The organism is Rhizobium sp. 007 (genome assembly GCF_015353075.1).
Taxonomy (GTDB): Bacteria; Pseudomonadota; Alphaproteobacteria; order Rhizobiales; family Rhizobiaceae; genus Rhizobium.
In genome coordinates, this window is record NZ_CP064187.1 from 68,333 (window position 1) to 95,054 (window position 26,722).

A 26,722-nucleotide genomic window follows, 5' to 3' on the forward strand; every position below is an offset into this window, starting at 1 on the left:
AAGTCCGTGCTTACAGGAACGGCCGATTAGGCATGTCATCGATCGAGATCGCGCCGTCCTTGTTGCGATCCATGCGGATGAAAAACTTGTCGAAGGTTGCCTCGGCTTCCTGCTTGGAGATCTGGCCGTTCTCGTCGGTGTCCATGCGGCGCATCATCGACGTAAACATCATCCTGCCACCGTCGCGCATCCCCCAGCGCTTGTCGCCTGGGCCGCGATCGGCGCCGCCGCGGTCATGCTCGGCGCGCTTCGGTATCTTCGGCTGGCCACCGTTGTCGGCCGTCTGCGGAGCGTTAGGCACCGCGTCGTCATTGGCACCCAATTGGTCATCCGGTGCGTTGCGGTCCTCCATTTGGGCTTCATGGTGCTTGCGGATTTCGCCCGGTGTCAGCGCCCCGTCGTTGTTCGTATCGATCGCGGCAAAGACCTTCTCGATGCCGTCCTGGGCTTCCTGTTTGGAAATCTGGCCGTCCTTGTTGGTGTCGAACTGCTTCAACATGCGCACAAAGGCAACCTCGCGCATTGCTTCAGCGCGCATACCGTCGCCCGTCATCTGGCGCGGCGGTTGGCGGGCCCTGTCGCCTGGAGCGGCAAAACTGCCGTCGGCTGCAGCACCGATCATGACGGAGGAAAGTGCGATCAGTATCAGCTTGTTCCGAGACATCATATTTCCTTTCGGGTTCGCAATCTCGCTGGGGATCACGCTCGAAAGGTAGGACCGATGCGTCAATCTGACCAATTAAACATCGGCAAGTTGAATGAAATCTTGGTAATCTAGTCCACGACCCTTGCCAGAAACGCAGCCAGATCGTCGGTGACGAAATCGATATGGTCCTCGTCGCCGCTCGTTTGTTCCCACCATTCGACGACGGTTTCCTCAAGATTGTTCGGCACGAGCAGCACAGTCTGCATGCCGAGCGCCTTTGGAACCACAAGGTTGCGCGGCAGGTCCTCGAACATGGCCGCCTTGCCGGTTGCGACTCGTTTCAGTGCCATGAACTTGTCATAGGTAACCTGCGCCGGCTTCGGCACGAATTCGGCGGCGACGATGTCGAAGATGTCGTCGAAATGTTCGAGAATGCCGAGTGCACCGGCCGTCATTTCGGCATGTTTGACGCTGCCGTTGGTGAAGATGAACTTACGGCCCGGAAGTGCCTTGATCGCCGCACCCAATTCGGGCTGAGCCGTGAGGCTCGAATAGTCGATGGCATGGGCCTTTTCCAGAAAGTCGTTCGGGTCGACGCCGTGATGGATCATCAGACCCTGCAGGGTCGTGCCGTGATCGAGATAATATTGCTTCTGCAGCTTGCGCGCCTCGTCCCGCTCCATCTGGAGAAGCGCCGAGACATAGGCCGTCATGTTTTTGTCGATCTGCGCGAAGAGATTGACGTGATGCGGATAAAGCGTGTTGTCGAGGTCGAAGACCCATTCGGTCACATGCGCAAAATCGGCTTTGGTCGGAGTGCGATCTATCTTGGTCATGGCGGCGTTATGGCATGGGCCAAGCAAATTGCCGAACAAAAAAATAGACGCCCGATTTTCGACGGACGGAAAAGGGAAGGGATGATAAAAGGCTCTCATGCTTTTCGATCTTCCCAATGAAGACACGCTTTATGATGCGCTGATCGCCCGCAGCTCCGATTACGAGGGGCTTGCCTATGTCTGCGTGAGAACGACCGGCGTCTTCTGCCGGTTGACCTGCCCCGCACGCAAGCCGAAACGGGAGAACACGCTCTTTTACGATTCCATCGCCACCTGCATGCAGTCCGGCTTCCGGCCCTGCCGGCGCTGCAAGCCGCTGGAACAGGCGGGCAAGGAACCGATCGTCGACGAGCTGCTGGAAGCGCTCGACTGCGCTCCGGCGGCGCGCTGGACCGAGGATGATCTGGTCCGCAAGGGTTACGATCCCTCCACCGTGCGGCGCGCTTTCAAACGGTCGCTGGGCATGACATTCTTAGACATCGCCCGCTACCGCCGACTCGGCGAGGCAGCAAGGCAGCTTGCGAGCGGCGCCCGCGTCATCGATGTCCAGCTGGATGCAGGTTACGAGTCGGGCAGCGGGTTTCGCGCCGCGTTTCAGCGGTTGATCGGCAAGGCGCCTGCTATGTCGCAGAACCGCGAGCTGCTCTTCGCAGACTGGTTTGAAACGCCGCTCGGGCCGATGGTCGCGGTGGCCGATCAGACGCATCTGCATCTTCTGGAGTTCCACGATCGGAAGGCGCTTCAGGCTGAGCTGGAAAACCTGCAGCGCAAGACACGCTCCTTGGTTGCCGCCGGAAGAACGCCTGCGATCGAACAGATCGATGCCGAGCTGCGCGCCTATTTCGACGGTCAATCCGCGAACTTCAAAACCCCTTTGGCGCTCGGCAACAGCACCGCCTTCGAGCGGGCGGTCTGGGCGAAGCTTCGGGAAATACCTGTCGGAGAAAGACGCGCTTATGGTGATCTGGCCAGGGAAATGGAAAACCCGCAGCTGGTGCGCGCGGTCGGCCGCGCCAACGGCGCAAACCAGCTTGCCATCGTCATCCCCTGCCATCGCGTGGTTGGCGCAGACGGATCACTGACCGGTTATGGCGGCGGGCTCTGGCGCAAGCAATGGCTTTTGAGGCACGAAGGAAAAATGCGGCCCAAAGGGGCTGTTTGAGGAGGACGTTCCATGAACCAGGCGGAAAAGGCGAAGGCGTTCGGCGCATTGCATCAGAAGGGCAATCCGGTCGTCCTCTATAATATCTGGGATGCTGGCACGGGGAAGGCTGTCAGCGACGCAGGCGCCAAGGCACTGGCGACCGGCAGCTGGTCGGTTGCTGCGGCGCAAGGCTATGCGGACGGCGAAAAAATCCCGCTGGAAGCGCTTGTCGCAACGGTGCGGTCGATCACTGCGGCCAACGACTTGCCTCTCTCCGTCGATTTCGAGGGCGCCTATTCGACCGACAAAGCGGGAGCCGCTGCCAACGCCGCCAGGCTGATTGATGCAGGCGCCGTCGGCATCAATTTCGAGGACCAGGTGGTTGGCGGCAGCGGGCTGCATCCCATCGATAAGCAGGCCGCACGCATCCGCGCCATCCGCGAGATGGCCGAGGCTAAGGGCATTCCGTTCTTCATCAATGCCCGCACCGACCTGTTCCTCAAGTTCTCCGATCCCGACCGGCATGTGCCGCTGGTGGATGAGGCGATCGAGCGGGCAGCCGCCTATGCAGAGGCTGGCGCCAGCGGCTTTTTTGCGCCGGGATTGTCGAACCAGGACCTGATCCGCCGAGTGTGCGAAGCCGTTACGCTGCCGGTCAACATCATGATGCGGCAAGGCGTGCCGGATGTGAAGACGTTGGCAAAGCTCGGCGTCGGCCGTGTCAGTTATGGGCCGGGACCCTACCGCGCAATGATGGAAAAGCTGAAGGAGGCAGCCGAGGCGGTCTTCGCCGCCGCGGGCCAAGCTTGAATCACGGAACGATCAGCGTTCCGGCGCCGTGTTCGGTGAAGATTTCGAGCAGCACGGAATGGGCCGTCTTGCCGTTCAGGATGACGACGCCCTGGACGCCGGCCTTGATCGCGTCGATGCAGGTTTCGACCTTCGGGATCATGCCGCCGGAAATCGTGCCGTCGGCGATCAGCGCGTGCGCCTGCGAAACCGAGAGCTCCTTGATGAGGTTGCCCTGCTTGTCGAGCACGCCGGGAACGTCCGTCAGGAAGAGCAGGCGCGTGGCATTCAGTGCGCCAGCGATAGCGCCTGCGAAGGTGTCGGCATTGATGTTGTAGGTCGCGCCGTCGCGGCCGGGCGCGACCGGGGCGATGACCGGGATCATTTCCGAACGGGCGAGCAGGTCGAGCAGCGTACGGTCGACTTCGACGACCTCGCCGACGAAGCCGAGATCGAGCACGCGCTCGATGTTCGAATCCGGGTCCTTGATCTTCTTCTGCGCCTTTTCGGCAAAGACCATGTTGCCGTCCTTGCCGCAAAGCCCGATCGCCCATTCGCCCGTCTGGTTGATGAGTGCCACGATCTCCTTGTTGATGGAGCCGGCAAGCACCATCTCGACGATCTCGACGGTCTTGGCGTCGGTGACGCGAAGACCGCCTTCGAACTTCGATTCGATGCCCATCTTCGTCAACATCGCGCCGATCTGTGGACCGCCGCCGTGGACGACGATCGGATTGACGCCGGATTGCTTCAAAAGCGCAATGTCGCTGGCGAAGGCCTTGCCGAGCTCGGGATTGCCCATGGCATGGCCGCCGTATTTGACGACTATCGTCTTGTTCTCGTAACGCTGCATGAAAGGCAGCGCCTGTGCGAGAAGGCGTGCTTGGGTTTCGCTTTCGGACTGGTTCATGGCATACCCCGCAGAATAGATCGCGGCCTTTTATCTCAAGTTCTTGACAGATGGAATAATGCCCTGCGCATTAGTTGCTGTGCCTCTTGTCAATTTGAGCCGGCCGCCGTTTATTGGCATCGTGTCAAAGACAGATGGGCCGCGGCATGACGAGCGAGGAAATCGCGCAATTGATAGGCCGCATCGCCATGGCCGACCGGAAGGCTTTCGCCGATCTCTACAAGGCGACGAGCCCGAAACTTTTCTCCATATGCCTGCGTATCCTGAACGATCGTATTGAAGCCGAGGAGGCGTTGCAGGAGGTTTATACAAAGATCTGGCAGCGCTCCGGGGCCTTCGTGGCCAACCAGGGTACGCCGTCCTCCTGGCTCGCGGCGATTGCCCGCAACCAGGCGATCGATACGATGCGGGCGCGAAAGCCTGTCGCCGACGAGTTGAACGGTGAATACGATCTTCCCGATCCTGCCCTCGACCCGGAAAAGCAGGCCATGTTGTCTGATGAAGGAAGGCGGATTGACACCTGCATGGAAGAGTTGGAAGCTGATCGGGCGCAGGCGGTGAAGAAAGCCTATGTCGAAGGACTGAGCTATCAGGAACTTGCCGATCAGTTTGGCGTTCCGCTGAACACCATGCGGACATGGCTGCGGCGCAGCCTTTTGAAGCTGAGAGAGTGCATGGAGCGATGACATCGCCGGATCAAAGCAAGGGAGGCCGCTCCCGTGATGAAGTGCTCGCCGGCGAGTACGTGCTTGGTGTTCTTTCGTTTCAGGATCGCCGGGTGGTCGAGGAGCGCATGCGCCGGGACCGCCAGTTTGCCGCAATCGTCAGCCGCTGGGAAACGAACCTCTCTGCTTTCAACGACGAGTATGAAGTGGCCGCGAGCCCGGGCCGGGAGACCTTCAAGCAGATCGAGGCACGCCTTTTCGGCGAACCGGAGCTTTCGCGATCCTTTTCGCGCGGCCTTTGGAATTCCGCCGTCTTCTGGCGCTCGCTGACCTTCGCTTCTCTGGTCGTTGCGATCGGAGCTATAATTTTCGCCTCCGGCAACGTTCCACCGCCGAAAGGTCAATCGCAACTGGTTGCCGAATTGTCGTCCGCCGACAGCCAGGTCAATCTGCTTGCCTCTTACGACGTCCAAAGCGGCCGCCTCCGCATCGTTCCCGTTGCGGCGGGCGGGGCTGAGAAAAAATCACTGGAGCTCTGGCTGGTGCCGGGAAGCGGCACTCCAAAGTCGCTCGGCATTTTCCAGTCGGATGAAGATGGCGAGCTTGTCATTCCTGCCGATCTGCGCGGCGGCATTGCCGATGGTGCGACGCTCGCCGTCAGCCTCGAGCCTTTTGGCGGTTCGACGACCGGCGCACCGACAGGACCGGTTGTCGCCAGTGGCACCACGCATCGCCGCTAAAAAATTGTCTCTTCTGAAACTCTTTCTGCATCGCCTCGTACATCTCGGTGTCCGGGCGGGCCGAGGCATTCCGCACGCGAACCGGCGCCGGACGTGAGGAGGATGATCATGATGAAGCCAGCTTTGCGCACCATTGCGCTTGCCACTGCCGTATCCGCAATCGCTTTTGCTGTGCAGGCCGCCAACCCCATGGTGGGTGGCGCTCCGATGTTCCCGACGAAGAACATCATCGACAATGCCGTTAACTCGAAGGACCACACCACCCTGGTCGCGGCGGTGAAGGCCGGCGGGCTTGTCGGCACGCTCGAAGGCAAAGGTCCGTTCACGGTTTTCGCACCGACGAACGAGGCCTTCGCCGCCCTACCGAAGGGCACGGTCGAGACGCTTCTCAAGCCGGAAAACAAGGCCGCGCTCGTCAAGGTGCTGACCTGCCACGTGGTTGCAGCAGATGCGATGGCGAAGACCGTCGCCAAAATGATCAAGGACGATGGCGGCGAACACGACATCAAGACAGTGGGCGGCTGCGTGTTGAAAGCCAAGGAAAGCATGGGCAAGATCACGCTGACCGATGAAATGGGAGGCACGGCACGTGTGACGATCGCCGACGTCAAGCAGTCGAACGGCGTAATCCATGTCGTCGACAGGGTGCTTCTGCCTAAGACGTGATGGATCTAAGGACGAAGGGGGGAGGCGCCTCTGGTGCGCCTCCGTTCAATTCCAGTTTTTGATCTCGACCGTTTCGGCAATGGCTTGGCGCAACTCATCCAATCCCTCGCTCTTCTCGGAAGAAGTGGCAATAACGAATGGGAAGGCCGCCGGACGCTTTTTGATCTTCTCTGCCGTTTCCGCGAGCAGCTTGGCGACCGCGGGCGGCTTGATCTTGTCGGTTTTGGTGAGAACAATCTGGTAGGAAACGGCGGCCTTGTCGAGCAGGCTCAGAACGTCATCGTCGTTCTTCTTGATTCCATGGCGGCTGTCGATAAGCACGTAGACGCGCTTCAGCGTAGCGCGGCCGCGCAGATAATCGAACACGAGTTTCGTCCAGGCGTCGACCTGGTCTTTCGGCGCCTGCGCATAACCGTAGCCCGGCATATCGACGAGCGCCATCGGCGGCAGGTCGCCGCCTTCGCCGGAATAACCCTCGGGAACGAAGTAGTTCAGCTCCTGCGTCCGGCCCGGCGTATTCGAGGTACGCGCCAGTCCCTTATGTCCGACAAGCGCATTGATGAGCGACGACTTGCCGACATTCGAGCGCCCGGCGAACGCCACTTCCAGCGGCCCTTCCGGTGGCAGAAACTTCATGGAAGGCACACCGCGGATGAAGATCCACGGCCGCCCGAAGAGTGGCTTTTCGTTGTTTTGCGTCATTCCACTTTTCCAGCGCGTCCTAATCCATTGCGCATAAGGCATTCAGGTTTCGCATGATTTTGTCAACCAACGGTCCCTGATAGGCCCTCATTGAAAACAGGTTGCCGAAAAGAAAAAGCCCCGCCGAAGCGAGGCTCGCTCATTCACTTCGATGGCGCCGGTTTTCGCCGGAACAAGCCCTTGAGATTGTCGAAGAGCTCGATCTTCACACCGTGGCGGCGCATGATTACCCCCTGCTGAATAACGGAGAGCGTATTGTTCCAGGCCCAGTAGATGACGAGGCCGGCCGGGAAGCTTGCCAGCATGAAGGTAAAGACCAGCGGCATCCAGTTGAAGATCATCGCTTGCGTTGGGTCGGGCGGCGTCGGGTTCATGCGCATCTGCACGAACATCGTCACACCCATTATCAGTGGCCATACGCCGAGATGTAGGAGGGCGGGCGCTTCGAAGGGGAGCAGGCCGAAGAGGTTGACGATCGTGGTCGGATCGGGGGCCGAGAGGTCCTGAATCCAGCCGAAGAACGGCGCGTGCCGCATTTCGATCGTGATGTAGATGACCTTGTAGAGCGCGAAGAAGACCGGAATCTGCAGGGCGATCGGCCAGCAGCCGGCAATCGGATTGATCTTCTCTTCCTTGTAGAGCTGCATCATCGCCTGCTGCAGGCCCATTCGGTCGTCGCCGAATTTTGCTTTGAGCTCTTCCATCTTCGGCTGCACGCGCTTCATGTTCGCCATCGAGGCGTATTGCTTGCTGGCGAGCGGGAAGAACAGCCCCTTGACGACGATCGTCGTCATCAGGATCGCGACGCCGAAATTGCCGAAGTAGCGGAAGAAGAAATCCATCAGCTTGAACATCGGCTTGGTGATGAAATAGAACCAGCCCCAGTCGATCAGGCGGTCGAAGCGCGGGATCTGGTAAGAGGCCTCGTAGCCGTCGATGACCGGAACTTCCTTGGCGCCGGCAAAGACGAGGTTCTTGAGCTCGATCGACTGTCCGGGAGCAACCGTTACGGCGTCTTCCTTATAGTCGGCCTGATAGCGTGGCTGGCCATCGGTGAAATGCGAGAAGCGAGCCTCATAAGCCGATTTCTGCGGCGGCACGATCGTTGCGGCCCAGTACTTGTCGGTGATGCCAAGCCAGCCGCCGGTGGACTTGGCGGGCGTGACGGGTTCCTCCTCGACGGCAGAGTACTTGCTCTCGACCAGGCCGTCGCCAATGACGCCGATGAAGCCTTCGTGCAGGACGTAGACGGAGGGCGTCGTCGGCTTGTTGTAGCGGGTAACGCGCCCGTAGGACGAAATGGAAGCCGGAGTGCTTCCGCTGTTCGTCACCTTGTCCGTGACGGTGAACATGTAGCGGTCGTCGACCGAAATCGTACGCGCAAAGGTCAGGCCCTTGTCATTGGTATAGGTCAGCGTCACCGGTGACTTGTCGGTGAGCTTGGCGCCTTCCGGCGCCGTCCATACGGTCGACGGACCGGGAACTGCTCCGGTCTGATCGCTGCCGATATAGCCGAGTTCGGTGAAGTAGCCGTCCTTGGTGTCAGCCGGCGAGAAAAGCGTAATGATCGGGCTGCTCTTGTCGACCGTCTCGTGATAACCTTTGAGCTTCAGGTCGTCGAGGCGGGCACCTGCCAGGTTGACGGAGCCAGAGAGCGCTTCCGTGTCGATGGCGACGCGCGGCGCCTTTGCAAGCGCTTCCTCGCGCGTTGCGGTCGCGGCGGCCTGGCCGGTCGGCGCGGCGCCACTTGTCTGCGGTGCGGGCTGGCCGCCTGCAGCAGGAGCCTGTGTCTGCTCGCTCTGCTGCTGCGCTTTCTGGGCTTCCTGAGCCTTGCGCTGAGCCTCGATGCGCGGGTTCATGTAAAGAAACTGCCAGCCGAGAACGATCAGCACCGAGAGAGCGATCGCAATGAAATAATTGCGGTTGTTTTGCATCATACGTTCCTGGGGCGTCCGTCGGAGGATCGCCTGTGTTTCGGCTTGTTTTCGACGCGTGCCTTAAGCTCCGCGCTCAATTCCTTGAAGGACGCCGTCAGGCAGTCTCTTCGCGCGACAACCACATAGTCGTGTCCGGGCTGCATTGCAAACCCCACATGAAGCCGCACCGCCTCTTTGAGGCGGCGGCGCATGCGGTTCCGTTCGACCGCGTTGCCATGTTTTTTTGTGACGGTGAAGCCGACGCGCGCTTCGGTTTCGGGCTCTTTCCGGTCGAGAACCTCGAGCAGGAAGAGGCCACCCTTGCGCTTTTCGCCGTTGCGGACAGCAAGAAACTGCGGGCGGCTTTTCAACCGCCCTGCAGTGTTTTTTTCAGTGGTCGTCAATTCGCCCGCCATCTGTTATCGGGCAATCCGGCCTTAGGCCGAAAGACGCTTGCGGCCACGCGCGCGGCGGGCAACGATGACCTTGCGGCCGCCCTTGGTAGCCATACGCGCACGGAAACCGTGGCGGCGCTTGCGGACAAGCTTCGATGGTTGGTAGGTACGCTTCATTTATTTAAACACCGCGGAGTGCGGCCCTTCTTGAATTTGCATATTGCAAGGAGCGTTGTTTTTCGAACGGGCGAGGCCAAAGACCGAAGTGACCGAACGTGCGGCGGCTTATACGGATGAAGCCTCAAGAAGTCAATTATCGCCCGGTGATTCATCGGTCAGCCGTTTAGGACTGCAAAAATTCGCATTATGGTATTAACTATTGTGCTCAACACGTCGAAAGGTTGAATTTTGCTGATTTTGTCTTGATGGGTATGCCATCGGTGATATTTTTACTCAGGTTTATGCAATTTTTGCGAAGAATGCCGTCGATGGGCGGATAATATGGGTAATTTTTTGTAGTACTAAACCATCGCATTCGAAATGTAACATTAAGACATTTAGCCGATCTTCATTCTATCGGCTGGGAATGTGCTTTCCAGACTGTCGTTAGTCCCTCAGGAGGCATTCCGTTGAAAATCCGCGGCAAGATCAATTTGCTCGTTTCTGTTATGGCAGCTGTTGCCCTTGTTATTGGCGCAACCGCCCTTATTGCCATGAACGAGTACAACAACAAATTCAGCGCCTATAAGAGTGCCTCACAGCGTGCCTATGCTGGCGAGCGGCTCAACCGCTTCGTGACAGCGACAGTTATGGAAGCCCGCGGCATCTACGCGGCGAAGGAAATCAAGGATACCGGCAACTTCGCCAAGGGACTGATGGCGGACCTCGACGAGATCGACAAGGTCATCGCCGGATGGGCGCCGCTCGTTCCCGAGAGCCAGAAGGAAAGCTTCGGAAAGCTCGTCGAGCGCGCCAAGGAATTCCGCACCTTCCGCACCGAAACGGCCCGTCTCGGCACTGAAGTCGGGCCGGCAGCCGCCAACACCCAAGGCAACAATGAAGCCAACCGCGCGAACCGAAAGGCCTTCCAGGCCGAGATCGATGCGATCGTAAAGACCGACAAGGCCGAGCTGCAGGTCGTCGATGCCGAGATCGAAGCCTTCCGTGCTTCGCTGTTCTGGCTCGTGCTTGCCATTGCCGGCGTCGGCATTTCGACAGGCGTCGGCATGGGCGTTTACATCGGCACCAATCATCTCAGCCGTCCGATCAAGCGCGTAACGACCGCCATCAATGAAGTCGCCAACGGCAATTTCGACGCGGATGTGCCCTATGCCGGCCGTAAGGACGAGATCGGCGAGATGGCCGCCGCCGTCGCCGTCTTCAAGGAGAACGGCTTGGCCATCAAGCGTCTGCATGCACAGGAAGCGGCCATGCGCACCAAGAGCGACGACCTGCAGTCGAGCATGTCTGTGGTGGTCGCTGCCGCGGCTGCTGGTGATTTCAGCCGCCGTATCGAGAAGGACTATGAGGACGACAATCTCAATCAGTTCGCAGGCAATATCAACACGCTGCTTTCGAGCGTCGATGCCGGCGTCGGCGAAACCCGCCGCGTCATTGCAAGTCTTGCGGATGGCGATCTGACACAGACCATGCGCGGCGACTTCCAAGGCGCCTTCGCCGAGTTGCAGCAGAACGTCAACAACACGTTCCAGACGCTACAGACGACCATGCGCGAGATCCGCGAGACCACCGAAGCGATCAACGGCAACACCAACGAGCTCCGCGTTGCCAGTGACGATCTCTCCAGGCGCACGGAACAGCAGGCGGCAGCCCTCGAGCAGACCTCCGCAGCTCTCGACGAGATCACGGCCGTCGTGCAGAACTCGACGGAACGGGCGCAGGAAGCCAGCATCATGGTCTCGGAAGCGAAGGATGATGCCGGCCGCTCCGGCGTCGTCGTCCGTAACGCGGTCGATGCCATGGGCCGCATCGAGCAGGCATCGCGCGAAATCAGCCAGATCATCAACGTAATCGACGAGATTGCTTTCCAGACCAACCTTCTCGCACTGAACGCCGGCGTCGAAGCGGCACGCGCCGGGGAAGCAGGCAAGGGCTTTGCCGTCGTCGCGCAGGAGGTTCGCGAGCTCGCCCAGCGCTCGGCAACGGCCGCAAAGGACATCAAGGCGCTCATCACCAAGTCCGGCGATGAGGTTCACGTCGGTGTGAAGCTGGTGCAGGCAACCGGCGAGGCGCTTGGCGAGATCGAAACCCGCGTCATCGCGATCAACGATCACATTCACTCGATAGCGACGGCGGCCAAGGAGCAATCGACCGGCCTCAAGGAGGTCAACACCGCCATAAACCAGATGGACCAGGTGACGCAGCAGAATGCGGCGATGGTCGAGGAAACCTCGGCTGCGACGCACAAGCTCTCCGCAGAAGCCGACGGTCTCGTCAATCTTATTGCCCATTTCAGGATTTCGAATGCTGCTGCAGCGCCGCTGGCCGTTGCCCGCCGCGAAGAACACCGTCCGGTCGCCTCGCCGGCGCGCCGCGTGATGAAGACCGTCTCGCGGGCCTTCAACGGCAACGCAGCGGTTGCCGCGCAGAATTGGGAAGAATTCTGAGTATCTTCGACAGTCAGAAAACGCCGCCTCCGGGCGGCGTTTTCTTTTGTGACGGCTTGCCGTCGCTCGCGAAGATTTGAAAGCGCACTTCGATCGGCTAATATAGAAGTCTGGTTTCAGGCGCTTAGCCGATCGGAAATGACGATGCCGGAGCAACAGCAAGGCGGAAATTCGACTGTCGACATTGCGGCGGACGGCGCAAACGGCCGTCCGGCGGGTGCGTTCGGCGGCCTGTCGGGCAAGCTGCTTTGGCTGACCGTCCTGTTCATCATGCTCGCCGAAGTGCTGATCTTCTTCCCTTCCATTGCGAGCATGCGCATCCGCTGGCTGGAGGACAAGCTGAACACGGCTGCCGCCGCTGCCATCGTTATCGATGGCCTGCAGCCCGTCGAACTGCCGTACGCTTTGCAGAAGGAAACATTGGCGGCGACCGGCACGAAGGCGATCGTTCTTCGCAAGGAAGGTACCTCCAGGCTTCTCGCGATGAGCAGCATGCCGACATCCGTCGATGAGCAGTATGACCTGACCAAGGCCACGCCGATCAGTTCCATGGGAGACGCGCTGGATACGCTGCTTTTTGGCGGCAACCGCATCATCCGCGTTTACGGCCCGGTCGGCGAGACGAACATGGGCGTCGAAGTGCTGATGAAGGAAAAGCCGTTGCGCATGGCGATGCTCGTCTATGCACGCAATGTTCTGCTCCTCTCCGTGCTGATCTCGCTCTTTACCGCGACGCTGATTTTCTTCGTCATCAATCGCATCCTGATCCGCCCGATCCGCAGGCTGACCGGCAACATGCAGCAATTTTCAGCCGATCCGGAAAACCCGCAGCATGTCTTCGTGGGCGATGGCGGGCGCGACGAACTGGCGGTCGCGGGGCGGCGTCTGACGGCGATGCAGATGGAACTGCAAAAGACGCTGAAGCAGCAGAAGAATCTTGCGGCACTTGGCCTTGCGGTCTCAAAAATCAATCATGACATGCGCAACATCCTCGCCTCGGCGCAGCTGATGTCAGACCGTCTCGTAGATGTCGATGACCCGATGGTTAAGAGCTTCGCACCGAAGCTGCTGCGCACGATCGATCGCGCGGTCGGCTATACGACGGAAGTGCTCTCCTTTGGTCAGGCAAGCGAATCGGCGCCACGCCGACGGCGGGTCAGGCTCTACGATCTGACGCAGGACGTGCGGGATATGCTGGCGATAGATCCGCAGAGCGGCGTTGAGTTTGCCGAGCAGATGCCGCCGGACATAGAGGTCGATGCCGATAGCGAGCAGCTCTTCCGCGTGATTCACAATCTCTGCCGGAACGCGTTGCAGGCGTTGACCGGCGAAACTGCCCCTGACGGCGTCAAACGCATCACTGTCTCGGCGCAGCGTGTCGGCAGCGTCGTCAGCATCATCGTTGACGATACCGGGCCAGGCATGCCGATGAAGGCCCGGCAGAATCTCTTTGCGGCCTTCCGCGGTTCGGCCCGCAGCGGCGGCACAGGCCTCGGACTTACGATCGCGCGCGAACTGGTCCTTGCGCATGGCGGCACGATCGCCCTCGTCGAAAAGCCTGCTGCCGGCACGCAGTTCCGCATCGAAATCCCGGACCGGCCGGTTTCGCTGGAGGACTATCGTTCGCGCACCCAGGCGGAAAAGTGATGCAAATTCCGCAACTCAGCCATCTGCAACCAAAGTCGTGATTTTTTTCGAATTGCTATTGCATTCGCCCAAAGGACGCTTTAGAGGATCGCCCACGCAAGCGGCACGGCCCGCTTTTGGCACGCACCCGTAGCTCAGCTGGATAGAGCACCAGACTACGAATCTGGGGGTCAGGAGTTCGAATCTCTTCGGGTGCGCCAATTTCTCTAGTTCTCTGTGTCACCGCATAAGCGCGGACTCGCACCCGCAGTTCTCGGACTATGACCACCATAAGCGCGGATTCCGGAAGCCATTGTCTGATCGAAAAGTTGACAACAGGCGCGCCCATCAGCGCAGAAAAGCACTCCTGATTGAATGTATAATCGTCCATGCGGCGCAGGGAGCCGTTACACTATTGAATATACGATGTATATCCACGGATTTACGAAATCAAAAAATTTAATAATATTACAGCACGAGAGTACAGCCGGAAATACTTTATCCCAGTCCTTCAGTATCCGCTTTCCAGCGGCCTGCCTGAGGGTGTGTGGATACTGAATCCTGTGCAGTCGAATCCTTTGCGGGCGCAATCGACCAGGGCGAGATGTGATCCGACCTCGACTTCTCAATCGCAGATTCGTCGGCACCTTCGGCAGAGATCGCGGGTTCTTGAAGTGGCGGACCGCAACTGCAGCCGAGCTTGAAGCCATCGCGATGATCGGTGCGCCTCTCAATGAGAGCGAAAAGAGACGTCGCGAAGAGGCGCTGAGATTGGCATCAGAGCCTGGACCTCATCGAACAAAGTAAAGCTCTACCGTTGGCGGCCTGGGGACATCGATACCCTGAGGCCAGCCGTTTAAGGTTTGAGATCGAGCAGAGCGCGACCGCTTCCATCCATGGCGAATGGCACGGATGCATGTTGGTGGGACACCATCCAGCGGCCATCGCGCTTCACCAGACCAAGGGTTTGACGAAACCAAAGATCGACCTCGGTGCCGTCAGTTTTAGTTCCCGTCATGCGCGTCAGACCACTCCAGAAAGCAACGTCTCCGCCGACCGTTAGCTTGGCATCGCAAACATCGCCACCGATCGGACCTTCCCAGGTATTGAACCACGCCTGCAGGCCTGCCTCGTCCTTGCCGTGATAGACGAGCGGCGGTGCTAGCGAAAACTCGACAGAATCCTCGGTTTCGTAGGAAAGCGCGCCCTTGGCATCTTTTTCGCCGAGCGCGGAAGCGCGCATCGTTAGCATGGCGATAATCGCCTCTTCTTCGATATTGACTTTGGTTTCGTTGCTCATTGCCGTTCTCCTGTGCTGTTCAAGCAGAGGACGAACGGGGGAACGACAATCCGACACCGACACACGAAGCTAGTGGAAATTTCGCGCCTTCACTCTGTGTCGCCACATAAGAGCGGATTCAGCTCTATTGAATTCATTCGGTTTTTTCAAGAGTTCGCCAGCATATGCTTGGACTCAGAACTCATAACCGTGACCCAAGTCGGCCATTCCGGGAGGCAAGCCCGAATGTCTCGAAACTTGCGGAAATGGACTTAGGCTAAGGCTAGGCCATGCGCCGCTTCGCCACCCACACCGGTCCGTGGGGCTGCGTTCGACGACGGTCCTCACATTGCAAGCGACTTGCGGGAGGCACACGAACAATCGGGCTCACATGGGCATTCCACACCGGGGGACTGCCTGCGGCGTTCAGTAGAAGTGTTGGATGAAACGCGGGTTCCCCTGAAGCGCTGTTGAGGTCGGTCGTTTCATTTAAGTGCGACCAGTCCTATAATCCGGTGAGGTTAGGGCCGAACCAATGGACCGCAAGCTTTCCGCCATCCTCGCTGCTGATGTCGTGGGCTATTCCGCGCTGATGGAACGCGACGAGGCTGGCACATTCGAGCGCCTTCGTGCGGGACGCAAGGAACTATTTGAGCCGGAGATTGCCCGCCATCACGGCCAGATTTTCAAGCTAATGGGCGACGGGATGCTCGCTGAATTTGGCAGCGTGGTGGACGCCGTGGAATGCGCCGTCTCGCTGCAGCGCGGGCTGGCAGAACGGAATGCCGCCGTTCCCGAGGACCAGCGGATCCGGGTCAGGATCGGCATCAATCTCGGCGAGGTGATCGTCGAGGGCGAGGACCGATATGGCGAGGGCGTCAATGTCGCGGCCAGGCTTCAGCAACTGGCAGACCCGGGCGGCATCTGTGTCTCGGCGAAGGTCGCCAGGGAGGTTGAGAAGAAGCTGGCTTTCGGCTTCGAGCCGATGGGCGAGCAGAAGGTGAAGAATATCGCCGAACCGGTGCACGCCTTCCGCGTCATCTTTGAGGGACAAGCCCCACGCCAACCAGCGCGGTCATCGCCTCCGCGCTGGGTTTGGGCAGTAGCAGCCGTGCCAGTCCTTATTCTGGTTTTGGCCGGAACGGTCTGGCAATTGTGGCCGACTGCGACAGTAAGCGGCAAACCGTCGGTAGCGGTGCTGCCGTTCGATAACTATGGCGGCGACGAGGCGACCGGACGCCTCGCCGATGGCCTCATTGAGGACATAATCACCGATCTCGCGGGGTTCCCTGAATTCCAGGTGATCGCCCGTAACTCGACTGAACAATACCGGGACAAACCCGCCGTGCCGAGTGAAGTGGGTAAGGCGCTTGGCGCAGGATTTGTGGTCGAGGGTTCCATCCAGCGTCAGTCTGACCGCGTAAGAATTACGGCGCAGCTCATCGACGCCAAAACGGGCAAACATCTTTGGTCGCAGCGCTGGGACCGGCCGGACGAGGACTTGTTCGCAATCCAGATCGAAATTTCCGAGCAGATTTCCAACCGCCTCGGCGGCGGCGCAGGTTTGGTCCAGGAGGCGGGCCGCATCACCGCCCACCGGAAGCCGCCCGAGAATCTCAATGCCTACGAACTTTATCTGCTCGGCACCGAAAAACTCGAGCAAGTCAATCAGGCGGATGTCGAGGAGGCCGTCAGGCTGCTCACCCGCGCGGTCGAATTGGACCCTGGCCTTGCCCGTGCCTGGGTCGAACTTAGCCATTCCCACGGGTTCCTGTCCAACTTCGGCGTCGAACCCGAAAATAACCGGGCTCTCTCTACCGACGCTGCCGAGCGCGCCGTCCAGCTCGATCCGAGCGATGCCGAGGCGCATGCTGTTTATGCCATCACTCTAGGTGACAGAGGCGAATTCGAGCGCGCCAAGGCAGAGTTCGACACAGCGCTACGCCTTGCTCCCGGCCAGTTCGAGGTTCTGACTTTTTACATCGGTTGGGCCTCGACCTTCGGCGAGCCTGAGCGCGGCGCGCAACTGGTCGACAAGGCGGTCAGTCTCAACCCCGCTTTTCCGATGTGGAGCGCCAGGATTTTCACTTACGCCTACTTCATGGCGGGCCGGTATGAGGATGCCCTGCGGATGCTGGACCGCTTGACGCCGGAAAACTATGGAAGGAAACACTGGGTGATGCGTTCTGGCGCGCTTGCGGCTCTTGGCCGAACTGAAGAGGCGAAGGTCTCAGTAACGGACGCACTCAGGCGGTTTCCCAATTTGACGGTCGAGGGATTTGTCAATATTCCCGGATTCAATGAAGCGGAGCGCCAGCGGTTGATCGAAACCATGCGGCTCGCCGCCTTCCCGGACTGCGCCAAGGCGGAAGAGCTCGCGAAGATAAAGAAGCCGCTGCGCCTGCCGGAGTGTGCTTCGCCGTAAAATGGCGGCCACGAATGACAAACGTCTCAAAGGGTCCGAGACGCGACCTTCGTTTCACTGACCGCGAAAGCCCAGATCTGGGCGCAAAGTAGACCCTCGGCTCCGGGAAGTGATCTTAAAAATCAATAGGCGCAACAATGACATAGTGGTGCCAGTTTCATCTCTTCGGGCGCGCCAATCGGGATGTACATTCCAATATCGTGTAGCGCGACGTCCGGTTTTGACCCCATTCCAGACCTTCCGGTGCATGCACAGCAAAGGGCCTTGCGGCGATACAATGCCTCCGACTTCTGCTACGGTGCATTCCTCGGGCATAGGTGGTCTTAAAGAACGCCGTCGTGGATCGCAAGCTTGCTGCCATTCTTGCTGCCGATGTGGTGGGCTACTCCGCGCTGATGGAGCGTGACGGCCAAGCAGGCGGCCGACGCGCGCACGTGGGCCGGCGTCCATTTTCGCTCCGATGTGGTTGCGGGCCAAAAGATCGGTGAGGGTGTGGCCGAGCAGGTCATAGCGTTCGCGGTTCCACCGCCCCAGCGGTGGGCGCGACGCTCGCCTTCGATTGGGGGCTCCTTGGGGCTAAGGACTACGGAACCCCAGGTTCCGTAGTCCTTAGCCCAGAGCTATCGGAAAAAAGTGGCCGAAGCGCACGGGGGAGAGTCGCATTGTCAACCGAGCATGTAGAGCGGCGACTTACGGCCATTCTAGCGGCCGACATCTCCGGCTACAGCCGGCTGATGGGCAACGACGAGGAAGGTACGCTCGCCCAGCTGAAGGAGCATCGGCGTGCTCTGGTCGACCGAAAGATCAACGAACACCGCGGGCGGATTGTCAAGACCACCGGCGATGGGATGCTGGTCGAGTTCGCGAGTGTGGTCGAGGCCGTGCGCTGCGCCGTCGAGATCCAGCGCGGCATGGCGGAACGCAATGTCGCGGCGCCGGCAGGACAACGTATCGAGTTCCGCGTCGGCATCAATGTCGGCGACATCATCATCGAGGATGACGACATTTTCGGGGATGGCGTCAACGTGGCGGCTCGCCTGGAGGGGCTCGCGGAGCCTGGCGGCATCTGCGTATCGGGCCGCGTGCAGGAAGACGCGCAAGGCAAGCTCGACATTGCCTTTGAGGATATCGGCGAACAGAAGCTCAAGAACATCGCTCGGCCGGTGCGCGCCTTTCGCGTGCGGCTCGACGCCACGGCCGCCCCGGCGCCCGCCGGCTGGCGCCGGGGATTGCTCGCCGCTCTGGCTCTGATGATTTTGCTTACTGCAGGCGCGCTGTGGGCCGGTCTTGGCTCTGAGTGGAAATTTCTCAGCATTCTGCGCTCTGGCGATCAATTCACAAAAAGTGCTGAAGTCGGCACAAAACCCGCGATCGCCATTCTCCCGTTCCTGAACCAGAGCGACGATTCGGCTCGTGAGTATTTCGCGGATGGATTGACGCAGGATATCATCAACGCACTGGGTCGGTTCTCCGCGCTGACCGTGATGTCGTGGAACGCTGTCTTCCCCTACAAGGGAAAGCCCGCAAGCCCGGAGGAGATCGGCCGCGGTCTCGCCGTCAGCTATCTGGTCGAAGGCAGCGTCCGCCAGACCGGCGACCGCGTGCGGGTCATCGCGCAACTCGTCGACACAAGGCAGGGACGGGTGATTTGGTCTGCACGCTTCGAGGAGGCGCTGGCGGACGTGTTCGCGCTGCAGGACAACATTGTCACTCGCATCGTCAGAGTCCTGGCGATTCGCGTGACGCAGATCGAACAAAATCGGGTGTTCGCAAAGCCAACCGAAAATCTCGCAGCCTATGATTACGTGCTGCGCGCCAGGCCGGCATTGCAGAGCCCGACGCATGCAAACAATGTGGAGGCGCGCGCCCTGCTCAGACGCGCCATCGAGCTTGACCCGAACTACGCTGCTGCCTATGCGGCACTTGCCGAAACCTATCACATTGCCAGCTCGATGGGCTGGGCGGAATCGCCAAGCGCCTTCCTGAGCCGTGCCGAGGAACTGGCAATCAAGGCGCTGAGCCTTGATGATTCCGACGTGCGCGCGCGCATCACTCTCGGCCACATCCACCTCTTTCGTCAGAGATACAACCAGGCAAAGGTTGAGATCGAGCGCGCCATTGCGATCAATCCGAACGATGCTCACGGCCTCGCCGGGCGCGGCACCATCCTGTTGTGGCTGGGACAGACGGATGAGGCGATCGAGGCCTTGGAGCAGGCGCAGCATATCGACCCCGATCTCAATGCGATCGATCGCTTTGCGCTGAGCCTGGCCTACTATCTGAAACGGCGTTACGACGCGGCGATCGAACAGGCGGAACTTAGTCTTCGAACAACTGCCGGCGCGAACTTCAGCCGTATCCTGCTGGCGGCCGCCTATGCACAAGACGATCGAGCGGAGGACGCCGCGCGTGTCGTGACTATGATACGCCGCATCGACCCAACCTTCGACCCGCAGGAGTTCGGAACCAAGTTTCTAAGCTCTGGCGATCTCGAACATCTGCGCGACGGATTCCGCAAGGCCCGCCTCTACCCCGTCACAGGCGACCTGCCACCGGCCGAGAGAATGAACCGCTAATGTCCTTGAAGTAGCGCGCGGTTCTGGTTGGCCTTCGCGATGTTCGCATCAAGGTCCTGCTGGAAGAGCGCGGGTCCCATCGGGGCCGGTTTGCTGAAAATATAAAGCTTTCCGTCGCTGATCAGCCAGTTCTCCGGGTTGGCCTCGTCGAGCTCGCCCAGGGCCAGCGCCATTGCACAAAAATTTCCGAACTCTGGCGCGTAGCGAACAGGATCGGCCTTGAAAAGCTCGCGATGCTCGGCGTTCGCGAAGAGGTAGCGGTGCTCGTCCCATTCGTACTCGATCTCCGGCAGCCCGCGCGTGGGGCTTCCGATGGTGAAATAGGCGACCGGGTCATAACCCTTGATCGCCAGCGGAACCGCTTCCGTGGCAAAAGAGGGCATCGAGGTCGCAAACAGGGCGGCTGCGACCGCCAGAACGAGGCGAATGGCATTTCGCCGAGAGACATTGTGCATGGCGAATTCCCTGATTTGCCCTTCCGGGGCCGCGAACGGCTCCGCGGCAAACGAAGCCGTCTGCGTCATTCCGTTCGAGCACTAATTATCGCTCTTGTAGCGCTCGGCCGCAACACGTTTCGGAGATTTTCGGAGTTCGAGTGTGGTGAGGGCCGGCGCCCATTGCAGGGGCGCCGGGCTCCATTCTTCGTCCGCTTATGGCGCGCAAGGCGGACCTTTCTGCTCCGAGCGGTGATCTCAGAAATCAATAGGCGCAGCAATGACATAGCGGTGCCCAGATTCATCCTGTCGGGTGCGCCATCTTTTCTAGGGTCCATACCGGACACATGTTTTCGCCCGTCGCCTATGCGGCGGCCAGAACGACGAAACGTATGGGAGGTCGGTCACGAGCAGACCGTAATCCCCCAAGACGTCGGTGACGCCTTCCTCATCGTTCTGATCTCCGTCACATCTCTGAAGTCGTAGAAGTCGGTCTGGATGAAGGGGCGACGGCATATGCGGCAGCGGTTTCATGCACCCGCCAAGCGGCGGTGATGCCGTAAGGGGCCAGTTCCGGATTGATTTCGTCCATCTCGGCAAGGGCGACCTCCAGCGATCTCTCGATCGTCCCAAGATTGACGACGCCCCCACTCCTCTTCACAGCGAAGCATTTAGAGCCAGTTCGCGTCGTTCGGTGTCTGCGCGACGCCATGCGGAAACTGAATTCGGTCACCCGTGTCCAGCCGGTAGCGAAAGCGATCCGCGCTGGCGTCGTCTAGGGTCAGCACAGGCGCCGTCGCTGGGGTGCGCCCCGTTCGTCCCACCTTAGGACGCTGTCCATTGTATCGACCGAAACGACGTCAATGATCTCCCAACTGCGGAAAACCTTCCGCCTACCGCAGATGTCAGCGAACACGACGCCGACGCCGAACTCGATATTGGTCGCGAGAAAGTTTCTCTCTTCGCCATCGTCGTCTATCGACACCACAAACATTGCAACCTCCGGAGACCGCACGCAGCCTATCGCTGCATCCTTGCGTAGAGGGAGATTGTGCATTTCCTATATGACGTGCGCTCCTCGGATCGTTCGGCTCTACCGAACTGCAGATTGGCGATCTGCCGACTAATCCGGACGGGCATTTTGTGCCGGATCCCGTTTTGGCGCATTGGCGATGCTCACAGGTCATGCCCACGGTTCACGGAACCTGGATCATCGGTCGCCCAGAAAGTACGCCCGCAATCAATAGTAGGGTGAGGCGCACGCGCGTCGCGAACCGTAGAAGGGCTGGAACGTGTTGTCGTAAGCCCTGTAGGACCGGTAGCGCGCATAGCACCAGCGCGTATGTGCGTTGCCGCCAGAATAGACCTGGCGGTAATAGCGTGGCGCGTAGTAGCGCGGACGGTAATAGGTCGGCCCGTAGTAGCCCTGATCGTAGTAGCTGGGGCCATAATACCTCGGCTGCGCCAGCAATCCGCCGATAACTGCGCCGGTCGCGAGCCCGCCGAGTGCCCAAGCCCAATCGTCGTCACCATTGTGGTGTCTATGCCCGCGGTAACCTCGATAGCCGCCCCGGTATCCACGGTTGTAGCCGCCACGGTAACGCCTGTACTGGACCGGCTGCGCCTCTGGGACTTCGATCTTCGGCACGGCAACGGTGGGAAACGCCATGGCCGACGGGACGCTCGTCAGCGCCGTCACCAGCGACAGGGTAACGATTGCTAACCTTTTCATTGGCTTCACCTTTCCTCTACAGCGCCCCGCGTCGAATACGGCGAAAGGACGCTGCAGCTCTCAAATGCGCTGCGTAATTTTACCCTAAAATCGATCTTGATTCGAGAATTATGCATTAGCAGGAAAGCTTTCTTTCATGCCCATTCGCGGTGTCGCATCGCCCCGCGCGAAAAACGCATTTTGTTGATCGCGAGCGCTCTCCCCAAAGTTACCAGAACAGGCGGCCGCGCGGATCCGGGGCCACACGTTCGCCGGAACGGTCTGGACAACGCGATATCCTACAACTGCAGATTTCGTGACTGCATGTTCCCTTGAATCGAGACCTGACCGCTCTGCCCCAATGCAGACGCTCGGCTGGCAGACAGAAGACTGACTCGTACGTCGTACGATGCGATTGGAATCGTACGACGTACGACCCAATTGTATGAGCTATGGGTTAAGTTCAATCCTGCCGGCCGCGAGGGTACGTTGCTCGCAGTTCGCAGAGCCAAGAGAAAATCATGTCACATGCAATCAAGCATCTGCTTATCGGAGGGCTAATCATCATGACGATGGGAACCACTGCGACGACGGCGAGAATGATCTCAGGCTGACCATCGTCAATCCACAAAACCTTTACGACCCGACGCCGAATGGCTACAGCATGGCGGTGATTGTGCGCCGTCAAGCCCGGGTGGCTTACATCTCCGGACAGGGTGGCCAAGACAGCACCGGGGCCTTGTCGTCCGACTTCGCTGTCCAGGTTCAGCAGGCCTACGCAAATTTGCGCACCGCCCTCGATGCGCTCGGTGCCAGGCCGGATCAGGTCGCCAAGCTCACGGTCTTCGTGGTCGATCACGATATGTCCAAGCTTGACGTGTTGACCAAGAACGTCAAGGAAATGTTCGGCGAGGCGCTGCCGGCGCAGACTCTGATTCCCGTTCCCAAGCTTGCAATTGACCCCATGCTCTTCGAGGTGGAGGCCGTGGTCGTGCTTCACTAGCGGGCGACGCTGCTAGCCCAATCGCTCAAAATGAAATCGGTCGAGCGCGCCGCCGCAGCCGCGCGCTCACAATCACGAGGGCCGAGCAACCAGGGTTGACCAATGCCTTTCAGATTGACCCTGTCGATTTGTCGCGAAACTTCTGATCTCTTACATGGATGAAGAGGAGACAGATCGAAATGGCTGGAAATTCTGGTAAGCAGCATCCGGCACTTCGAGTAAAAACGCATGGCATCATACTTGGGACTGAGCGTTTCGCGGAATGCGTTCGCTTCTATCGGGACATTTTGGAGTTGCCCGTTTGGTTCGAGAAAGACCAGCTTGTATGTCTGCACTTTGGCGACGGCTATCTCATGATTGAAACAGGTGGAATGGCCCGAGAGGAGCGAAAGCCCAACCAGGAAAATCCGACCATGCTGAGATTGAACGTCATGGACGTTGAGGGCGCAGCTGCCGAATTGGAAGCCAGAGGCGTCTCCGTGGAAATCAAACGGTTCACCTGGGGCACGGTCGGAACGTTCATCGATCCCGATGGCAATGCCTGCGAACTGAAGAACGCGGACGATCCGTTTTTCTCTTGATGGCTGAACAATCAGGTCTTCGCTGCCGCGCCCTCGTGCGTCAGTCGGGATATTCCGCAGGACCTTTGATCTCGATTTTGTTGCCAAAAGGGTCGTGTATATAGAACGAATGCTCCGGGCACCGCCGTGGGGGGCCTCTTGAAATATATCGATGCCGTGGCTCTCCACATGCGCACGTAGCTCTTCGTGGTGGAAAGCTCGTTGCGATGCAATGTGGTCGACATTGCGACCACCGGCTACCGGAGGGGCTGCCTTTCGGCCACCAGGGTGCATATCTCCCACAAGGCGATCAGCGCTGACCCGCACCAGACCTGTCCAATCTAAGGCGCCGGATATGAATAACTTCGCTTCAGCGCCGAATTAGAGGCTTGAGGCAAGACGCGTCTCGCGTTGCTTGTCGCGCTGCACCGGCCAGAGCTTGTGGCAAGAGGTGGCAAGAATCGCCGTAAACCGCGACACTCGGTCTATCTACTGGAAGTCGGGGCATTTGGGGCCGGTTTTCACAAATGATCCATAAATAGCCCATGAAGCCCCTCTATGAGCTTTTTATGGATCAAATCCTTGAACGAAGCCGCGAAGACTGCTAGTTTGATCTATAAATAGTCCACGGAGACGTTTTGTGGACTATTTATAGATCATAGGTGTGTCAGTGCCAAAACCGTCAGTCCGTGCTTATTCCCATTACAGTCGCGATGCCCTGGTTCTGTTGAGCCAGATGATCAAGCGTGCGCGCATCGAACGGACGCTGACCACCCAGGAGCTTGCCGACCGCGCCGGCATATCACGCGGCCTCCTACAGAGAATCGAGAAGGGCGATCCGGGCTGCGCCATAGGGGCTGTATTCGAGGTCGCCGCGATAGTGGGCATCCGGCTGTTTGATGCCGACCAGGCGACGCTCGCCATAGGCATTTCCGCCAACACCTCGACCTTGGCCCTTTTGCCCAAGTCCGTACGCCCGTCAGGAAGGAAGGTGGAGGATGACTTCTAAGAGCGACTATCAGGAAGCCTTCGTCTGGGTGTGGTTGCCTGGCTCAACCGAACCGGTAGTGGCTGGCCGTCTGGCGCGCGAAGGAGCGGCGCTGATCTTCAACTATGGACGAAGCTATATCGCCCGTACCGATGCCATCTCGCTTTTCGAGCCCGAATTGCCTCTGCAGGCGGGCGCATTGCCGCTGCAGCCGGGTCTTTCTATGCCCAGCTGTTTGCGTGACGCATCGCCTGATGCGTGGGGACGGCGGGTCATCGTCAACAGGCGGCTGGGACAAAAAGGTGCCCAGGTCGATACGACGGAGCTAGATGAGCTGACCTATCTTCTGGAGTCGGGCTCGGATCGGATAGGAGCGCTCGATTTTCAGAATTCCGCCGCCATTTATGTACCGCGGCAGGCCTCGGCCGCCTCGCTTGACGAACTTATCAACGCCGCCAAGCATGTAGAAGAGGGCGTGCCTTTAACCCCCGATCTGGATGCGGCGCTGCTCCATGGAAGCTCCATCGGTGGGGCGCGCCCCAAAGCGTTGATCGATGCTGGCGACGAGAAATACATCGCCAAGTTCTCTTCACAAGGCGACATCTACAGCGTCGTGAAGGCCGAGTTCATTGCGATGAAGCTGGCGGCGGCTGCCGGCATCGATGCCGCGCCGGTCCTGATGAAGCGTGCGGGCGGCAAGGATGTACTTTTTATCCGGCGTTTTGATCGCGGACCGTCACAGGAAGGATGGCGCCGCCGGGCCATGGTCTCAGCACTGACGATGCTCGGCCTTGATGAAATGATGGCCCGCTATGCCAGCTACGAAGAGTTGGCGACCATCGTCAGGCACCGGTTTGAAAGCCCCAAAGAGACCCTGCGCGAGCTCTTCTCGCGCCTCGTCTTCAACATCCTTTGCGGCAATACCGATGATCATGCCCGCAACCACGCCGCATTCTGGAATGGCAAGGGCCTGTCTCTTACGCCTGCCTACGATATCTGTCCGCAGGCCCGAACCGGCAGAGAAGCCGGTCAGGCGATGCTGATTACGGGCGACAAGCGGTTGAGCCAGATCGCCGTAGGCCTTGAGGCGGCCCCGGCATTCTTGCTGTCCGAGGGCGAGGCGACCGCTATCGCAGCCGGGCAGATCACCGTCATACGCGATCGCTGGGACACCGTCTGCGAAGAGGCTGGACTCAGTCAGGTCGACAAGCAGCTGTTCTGGCGCCGGCAGTTTCTCAGTCCTTTCGCGTTCGAGGGCGCTCCCACCGCCCTGAAGGCGCTAGTGGGTTGATTATGCGGAATGCCAGCCTCTCCGTTGTGTCATCTCCCGGCGCAGCTGACGGAGCGTCGTGATGATCGTTTCCTCCAGATCGCTGGAGTACGAGCTGCCGCCCAGAAGATTGCTGCGGAGGTATTGCAGCGGCGCAGGAATGGCAGGCCCTCGATATGGGGGGCAGGTGAAGGTGATGCCGCTCGGCGATGGGCTTACCGCCACAACCAACTCCGTCGGCCGCTATAAGGCGCGACCAGGATAGTGACGTCTAAGGCAGGTGGCTGAAGCGGGCGATTTGCGCATCCTTCATCAGGCTGCGAAAATTAGGCCCACTGACGTGCACGAGTGTCTTGTGGTCACCGCCTTCGAAATAGACGTCGCTCGCGTCGCCGAGGCTTTCGTCGAGGATCACGGGCACATCGTAAGCGGGTCCGATGGGTGGTACCGCGCCAATGTCGCAATCCGAAAAAAGCAAGCTAACCTCCTCCTCCGAGGCTAGGCCAAGACGCCTGTTCATCAGATCCTGCAATGTGGAGAGCTCGATCCGGTGTGTGCTCGGAACAACGGCTAGGACGTACCCCATTTCGTGATGTACGACCACGGATTTGGCCAGCCTGCTGCCCGGAATATGCGCAGCCTGCGCCGACTGGCTGGTTGTTGCTGTGCGGTGATGAGCGACGGTGTCGTAAGCGATACCCTCACCGGCGATATAGTCCTGAAGTTTTCCCGCGATCGTCATCGTAGGCACTCCCTATGTTTGCCTGGGATGCATAAGGGACATTTTCCTCTCATCATTCGGGAAGTCAACGGC

At 59.4% G+C, this 26,722-nt stretch carries 24 protein-coding genes, 1 tRNA gene and 1 pseudogene; 14 read left to right on the forward strand and 12 right to left on the reverse strand.

The genetic code is table 11. The features are described from left to right. Positions 1–10: 10 nt before the first annotated feature. Entirely contained in the window at positions 11–664 is a 654-nt protein-coding gene (locus ISN39_RS00335; protein ID WP_194730059.1) for an EF-hand domain-containing protein, read from the reverse strand. Positions 665–774: 110 nt separating this feature from the next. After that, positions 775–1,482 carry a pyrimidine 5'-nucleotidase gene (locus tag ISN39_RS00340; RefSeq protein ID WP_194728790.1) on the reverse strand — a complete coding sequence of 236 codons (708 nt, stop codon included), beginning with the start codon at positions 1,480–1,482 and terminating at the stop codon, positions 775–777. Between the two features lie 97 nt (positions 1,483–1,579). On the opposite strand from ISN39_RS00340, the gene ISN39_RS00345 reads away from it, so the two are divergent. Then, a complete protein-coding gene (locus ISN39_RS00345; RefSeq protein ID WP_194728791.1) occupies positions 1,580–2,644 on the forward strand; it encodes a trifunctional transcriptional activator/DNA repair protein Ada/methylated-DNA--[protein]-cysteine S-methyltransferase in 1,065 nt (354 codons plus the stop codon). Between the two features lie 12 nt (positions 2,645–2,656). Beyond that, positions 2,657–3,436, forward strand: coding sequence for an isocitrate lyase/phosphoenolpyruvate mutase family protein (locus ISN39_RS00350; protein WP_194728792.1), 780 nt, complete (start codon positions 2,657–2,659; stop codon positions 3,434–3,436). A 1-nt stretch (position 3,437) separates the two neighbouring features. On the opposite strand, the gene argB is transcribed toward ISN39_RS00350, so the two are convergent. Next, positions 3,438–4,325: an acetylglutamate kinase gene (gene argB / locus ISN39_RS00355; protein WP_039843756.1), complete on the reverse strand. Its 888-nt coding sequence runs from the start codon at positions 4,323–4,325 to the stop codon at positions 3,438–3,440. Between the two features lie 146 nt (positions 4,326–4,471). On the opposite strand from argB, the gene ISN39_RS00360 reads away from it, so the two are divergent. From ISN39_RS00360 to ISN39_RS00370, 3 genes are all read left to right on the forward strand, one after another. Further along, positions 4,472–5,011: a sigma-70 family RNA polymerase sigma factor gene (locus ISN39_RS00360; protein ID WP_074070142.1), complete on the forward strand. Its 540-nt coding sequence runs from the start codon at positions 4,472–4,474 to the stop codon at positions 5,009–5,011. Next, positions 5,008–5,730: an anti-sigma factor gene (locus tag ISN39_RS00365; protein WP_194728793.1), complete on the forward strand. Its 723-nt coding sequence runs from the start codon at positions 5,008–5,010 to the stop codon at positions 5,728–5,730. Before ISN39_RS00360 ends, ISN39_RS00365 begins: the two co-directional genes overlap by 4 nt. Positions 5,731–5,838: 108 nt before the next feature. Next, complete coding sequence (locus tag ISN39_RS00370; RefSeq protein WP_194728794.1) at positions 5,839–6,396, forward strand: fasciclin domain-containing protein; 558 nt, start codon at positions 5,839–5,841, stop codon at positions 6,394–6,396. 45 nt (positions 6,397–6,441) lie between these two features. Here ISN39_RS00370 and yihA read toward each other — a convergent pair whose 3' ends face one another. The 4 genes from yihA to rpmH form a co-directional block, all read right to left on the reverse strand. Then, positions 6,442–7,098, reverse strand: a complete 657-nt coding sequence (yihA, locus tag ISN39_RS00375; RefSeq protein ID WP_022713523.1) for a ribosome biogenesis GTP-binding protein YihA/YsxC — start codon at positions 7,096–7,098, stop codon at positions 6,442–6,444. 143 nt (positions 7,099–7,241) lie between these two features. Beyond that, positions 7,242–9,032 carry a membrane protein insertase YidC gene (yidC, locus tag ISN39_RS00380; RefSeq protein ID WP_194730060.1) on the reverse strand — a complete coding sequence of 597 codons (1,791 nt, stop codon included), beginning with the start codon at positions 9,030–9,032 and terminating at the stop codon, positions 7,242–7,244. After that, positions 9,032–9,430, reverse strand: coding sequence for a ribonuclease P protein component (gene rnpA / locus ISN39_RS00385; RefSeq protein ID WP_039843758.1), 399 nt, complete (start codon positions 9,428–9,430; stop codon positions 9,032–9,034). The genes yidC and rnpA overlap by 1 nt, the downstream gene beginning before the upstream one ends. 21 nt (positions 9,431–9,451) lie before the next feature. Beyond that, complete coding sequence (rpmH, locus tag ISN39_RS00390; RefSeq protein WP_016552555.1) at positions 9,452–9,586, reverse strand: 50S ribosomal protein L34; 135 nt, start codon at positions 9,584–9,586, stop codon at positions 9,452–9,454. A 452-nt stretch (positions 9,587–10,038) separates the two neighbouring features. Between rpmH and ISN39_RS00395 the strand changes: the two genes are divergently transcribed. The 3 genes from ISN39_RS00395 (at position 10,039) to ISN39_RS00405 (ending at position 13,883) form a co-directional block, all read left to right on the forward strand. Then, positions 10,039–12,036, forward strand: a complete 1,998-nt coding sequence (locus ISN39_RS00395; RefSeq protein ID WP_194728795.1) for a methyl-accepting chemotaxis protein — start codon at positions 10,039–10,041, stop codon at positions 12,034–12,036. A gap of 144 nt (positions 12,037–12,180) precedes the next feature. Further along, positions 12,181–13,683, forward strand: a complete 1,503-nt coding sequence (locus tag ISN39_RS00400) for a HAMP domain-containing sensor histidine kinase (RefSeq protein ID WP_194728796.1) — start codon at positions 12,181–12,183, stop codon at positions 13,681–13,683. 123 nt (positions 13,684–13,806) lie between these two features. Then, positions 13,807–13,883, forward strand: a tRNA-Arg gene (locus tag ISN39_RS00405). A 635-nt stretch (positions 13,884–14,518) separates the two neighbouring features. Here ISN39_RS00405 and ISN39_RS00410 read toward each other — a convergent pair. Next, on the reverse strand, positions 14,519–14,962 hold the full coding sequence (locus ISN39_RS00410; RefSeq protein WP_074066482.1) for a nuclear transport factor 2 family protein: 444 nt from the start codon (positions 14,960–14,962) through the stop codon (positions 14,519–14,521). A 514-nt stretch (positions 14,963–15,476) separates the two neighbouring features. Between ISN39_RS00410 and ISN39_RS00415 the strand changes: the two genes are divergently transcribed. Both ISN39_RS00415 and ISN39_RS00420 read left to right on the forward strand, forming a co-directional pair. Further along, positions 15,477–17,366: an adenylate/guanylate cyclase domain-containing protein gene (locus tag ISN39_RS00415; protein WP_194728797.1), complete on the forward strand. Its 1,890-nt coding sequence runs from the start codon at positions 15,477–15,479 to the stop codon at positions 17,364–17,366. Between the two features lie 662 nt (positions 17,367–18,028). Beyond that, positions 18,029–19,942: an adenylate/guanylate cyclase domain-containing protein gene (locus ISN39_RS00420; protein ID WP_194728798.1), complete on the forward strand. Its 1,914-nt coding sequence runs from the start codon at positions 18,029–18,031 to the stop codon at positions 19,940–19,942. On the opposite strand, the gene ISN39_RS00425 is transcribed toward ISN39_RS00420, so the two are convergent. From ISN39_RS00425 to ISN39_RS00435, 3 genes are all read right to left on the reverse strand, one after another. Beyond that, complete coding sequence (locus ISN39_RS00425; protein ID WP_194728799.1) at positions 19,939–20,397, reverse strand: YHS domain-containing (seleno)protein; 459 nt, start codon at positions 20,395–20,397, stop codon at positions 19,939–19,941. The two genes, ISN39_RS00420 and ISN39_RS00425, sit on opposite strands and share 4 nt — an antisense overlap. A 760-nt stretch (positions 20,398–21,157) precedes the next feature. Then, the gene (locus ISN39_RS00430; RefSeq protein WP_194728800.1) at positions 21,158–21,370 is read right to left on the reverse strand and encodes a hypothetical protein; all 213 of its coding nucleotides are present in this window, start codon (positions 21,368–21,370) and stop codon (positions 21,158–21,160) included. 246 nt (positions 21,371–21,616) lie between these two features. After that, positions 21,617–22,108 carry a BA14K family protein gene (locus tag ISN39_RS00435; protein WP_194728801.1) on the reverse strand — a complete coding sequence of 164 codons (492 nt, stop codon included), beginning with the start codon at positions 22,106–22,108 and terminating at the stop codon, positions 21,617–21,619. A 500-nt stretch (positions 22,109–22,608) separates the two neighbouring features. Between ISN39_RS00435 and ISN39_RS00440 the strand changes: the two are divergent. The 4 genes and pseudogenes from ISN39_RS00440 to ISN39_RS00455 all read left to right on the forward strand — a co-directional run bounded on the left by ISN39_RS00440 (position 22,609) and on the right by ISN39_RS00455 (position 25,929). After that, a pseudogene (locus ISN39_RS00440) lies at positions 22,609–23,090 on the forward strand (RidA family protein). Between the two features lie 179 nt (positions 23,091–23,269). After that, on the forward strand, positions 23,270–23,671 hold the full coding sequence (locus tag ISN39_RS00445; RefSeq protein ID WP_074066492.1) for a VOC family protein: 402 nt from the start codon (positions 23,270–23,272) through the stop codon (positions 23,669–23,671). Positions 23,672–24,320: 649 nt separating this feature from the next. Continuing rightward, a complete protein-coding gene (locus ISN39_RS00450) occupies positions 24,321–24,659 on the forward strand; it encodes a helix-turn-helix transcriptional regulator (RefSeq protein ID WP_194728802.1) in 339 nt (112 codons plus the stop codon). Next, positions 24,649–25,929, forward strand: a complete 1,281-nt coding sequence (locus ISN39_RS00455) for a HipA domain-containing protein (protein WP_194728803.1) — start codon at positions 24,649–24,651, stop codon at positions 25,927–25,929. Before ISN39_RS00450 ends, ISN39_RS00455 begins: the two co-directional genes overlap by 11 nt. Before the next feature lie 250 nt (positions 25,930–26,179). Here the strand turns inward: ISN39_RS00455 and ISN39_RS00460 are convergent, their stop codons facing one another. Continuing rightward, complete coding sequence (locus ISN39_RS00460) at positions 26,180–26,650, reverse strand: aminoacyl-tRNA deacylase (protein WP_074066495.1); 471 nt, start codon at positions 26,648–26,650, stop codon at positions 26,180–26,182. Between the last annotated feature and the right edge of the window lie 72 nt (positions 26,651–26,722).

What these genes read in the sequence shown, in the direction of transcription:
- ISN39_RS00335 (WP_194730059.1), bottom strand. Translation starts at nt 664, where the DNA reads ATGTCTCGGAACAAGCTGATACTGATCGCACTTTCCTCCGTCATGATC.
- ISN39_RS00340 (WP_194728790.1), bottom strand. Translation starts at nt 1,482, where the DNA reads ATGACCAAGATAGATCGCACTCCGACCAAAGCCGATTTTGCGCATGTG.
- ISN39_RS00345 (WP_194728791.1), top strand. Translation starts at nt 1,580, where the DNA reads ATGCTTTTCGATCTTCCCAATGAAGACACGCTTTATGATGCGCTGATC.
- ISN39_RS00350 (WP_194728792.1), top strand. Translation starts at nt 2,657, where the DNA reads ATGAACCAGGCGGAAAAGGCGAAGGCGTTCGGCGCATTGCATCAGAAG.
- argB (WP_039843756.1), bottom strand. Translation starts at nt 4,325, where the DNA reads ATGAACCAGTCCGAAAGCGAAACCCAAGCACGCCTTCTCGCACAGGCG.
- ISN39_RS00360 (WP_074070142.1), top strand. Translation starts at nt 4,472, where the DNA reads ATGACGAGCGAGGAAATCGCGCAATTGATAGGCCGCATCGCCATGGCC.
- ISN39_RS00365 (WP_194728793.1), top strand. Translation starts at nt 5,008, where the DNA reads ATGACATCGCCGGATCAAAGCAAGGGAGGCCGCTCCCGTGATGAAGTG.
- ISN39_RS00370 (WP_194728794.1), top strand. Translation starts at nt 5,839, where the DNA reads ATGATGAAGCCAGCTTTGCGCACCATTGCGCTTGCCACTGCCGTATCC.
- yihA (WP_022713523.1), bottom strand. Translation starts at nt 7,098, where the DNA reads ATGACGCAAAACAACGAAAAGCCACTCTTCGGGCGGCCGTGGATCTTC.
- yidC (WP_194730060.1), bottom strand. Translation starts at nt 9,032, where the DNA reads ATGCAAAACAACCGCAATTATTTCATTGCGATCGCTCTCTCGGTGCTG.
- rnpA (WP_039843758.1), bottom strand. Translation starts at nt 9,430, where the DNA reads ATGGCGGGCGAATTGACGACCACTGAAAAAAACACTGCAGGGCGGTTG.
- rpmH (WP_016552555.1), bottom strand. Translation starts at nt 9,586, where the DNA reads ATGAAGCGTACCTACCAACCATCGAAGCTTGTCCGCAAGCGCCGCCAC.
- ISN39_RS00400 (WP_194728796.1), top strand. Translation starts at nt 12,181, where the DNA reads ATGCCGGAGCAACAGCAAGGCGGAAATTCGACTGTCGACATTGCGGCG.
- ISN39_RS00410 (WP_074066482.1), bottom strand. Translation starts at nt 14,962, where the DNA reads ATGAGCAACGAAACCAAAGTCAATATCGAAGAAGAGGCGATTATCGCC.
- ISN39_RS00415 (WP_194728797.1), top strand. Translation starts at nt 15,477, where the DNA reads ATGGACCGCAAGCTTTCCGCCATCCTCGCTGCTGATGTCGTGGGCTAT.
- ISN39_RS00425 (WP_194728799.1), bottom strand. Translation starts at nt 20,397, where the DNA reads ATGCACAATGTCTCTCGGCGAAATGCCATTCGCCTCGTTCTGGCGGTC.
- ISN39_RS00430 (WP_194728800.1), bottom strand. Translation starts at nt 21,370, where the DNA reads ATGTTTGTGGTGTCGATAGACGACGATGGCGAAGAGAGAAACTTTCTC.
- ISN39_RS00435 (WP_194728801.1), bottom strand. Translation starts at nt 22,108, where the DNA reads ATGAAAAGGTTAGCAATCGTTACCCTGTCGCTGGTGACGGCGCTGACG.
- ISN39_RS00445 (WP_074066492.1), top strand. Translation starts at nt 23,270, where the DNA reads ATGGCTGGAAATTCTGGTAAGCAGCATCCGGCACTTCGAGTAAAAACG.
- ISN39_RS00455 (WP_194728803.1), top strand. Translation starts at nt 24,649, where the DNA reads ATGACTTCTAAGAGCGACTATCAGGAAGCCTTCGTCTGGGTGTGGTTG.
- ISN39_RS00460 (WP_074066495.1), bottom strand. Translation starts at nt 26,650, where the DNA reads ATGACGATCGCGGGAAAACTTCAGGACTATATCGCCGGTGAGGGTATC.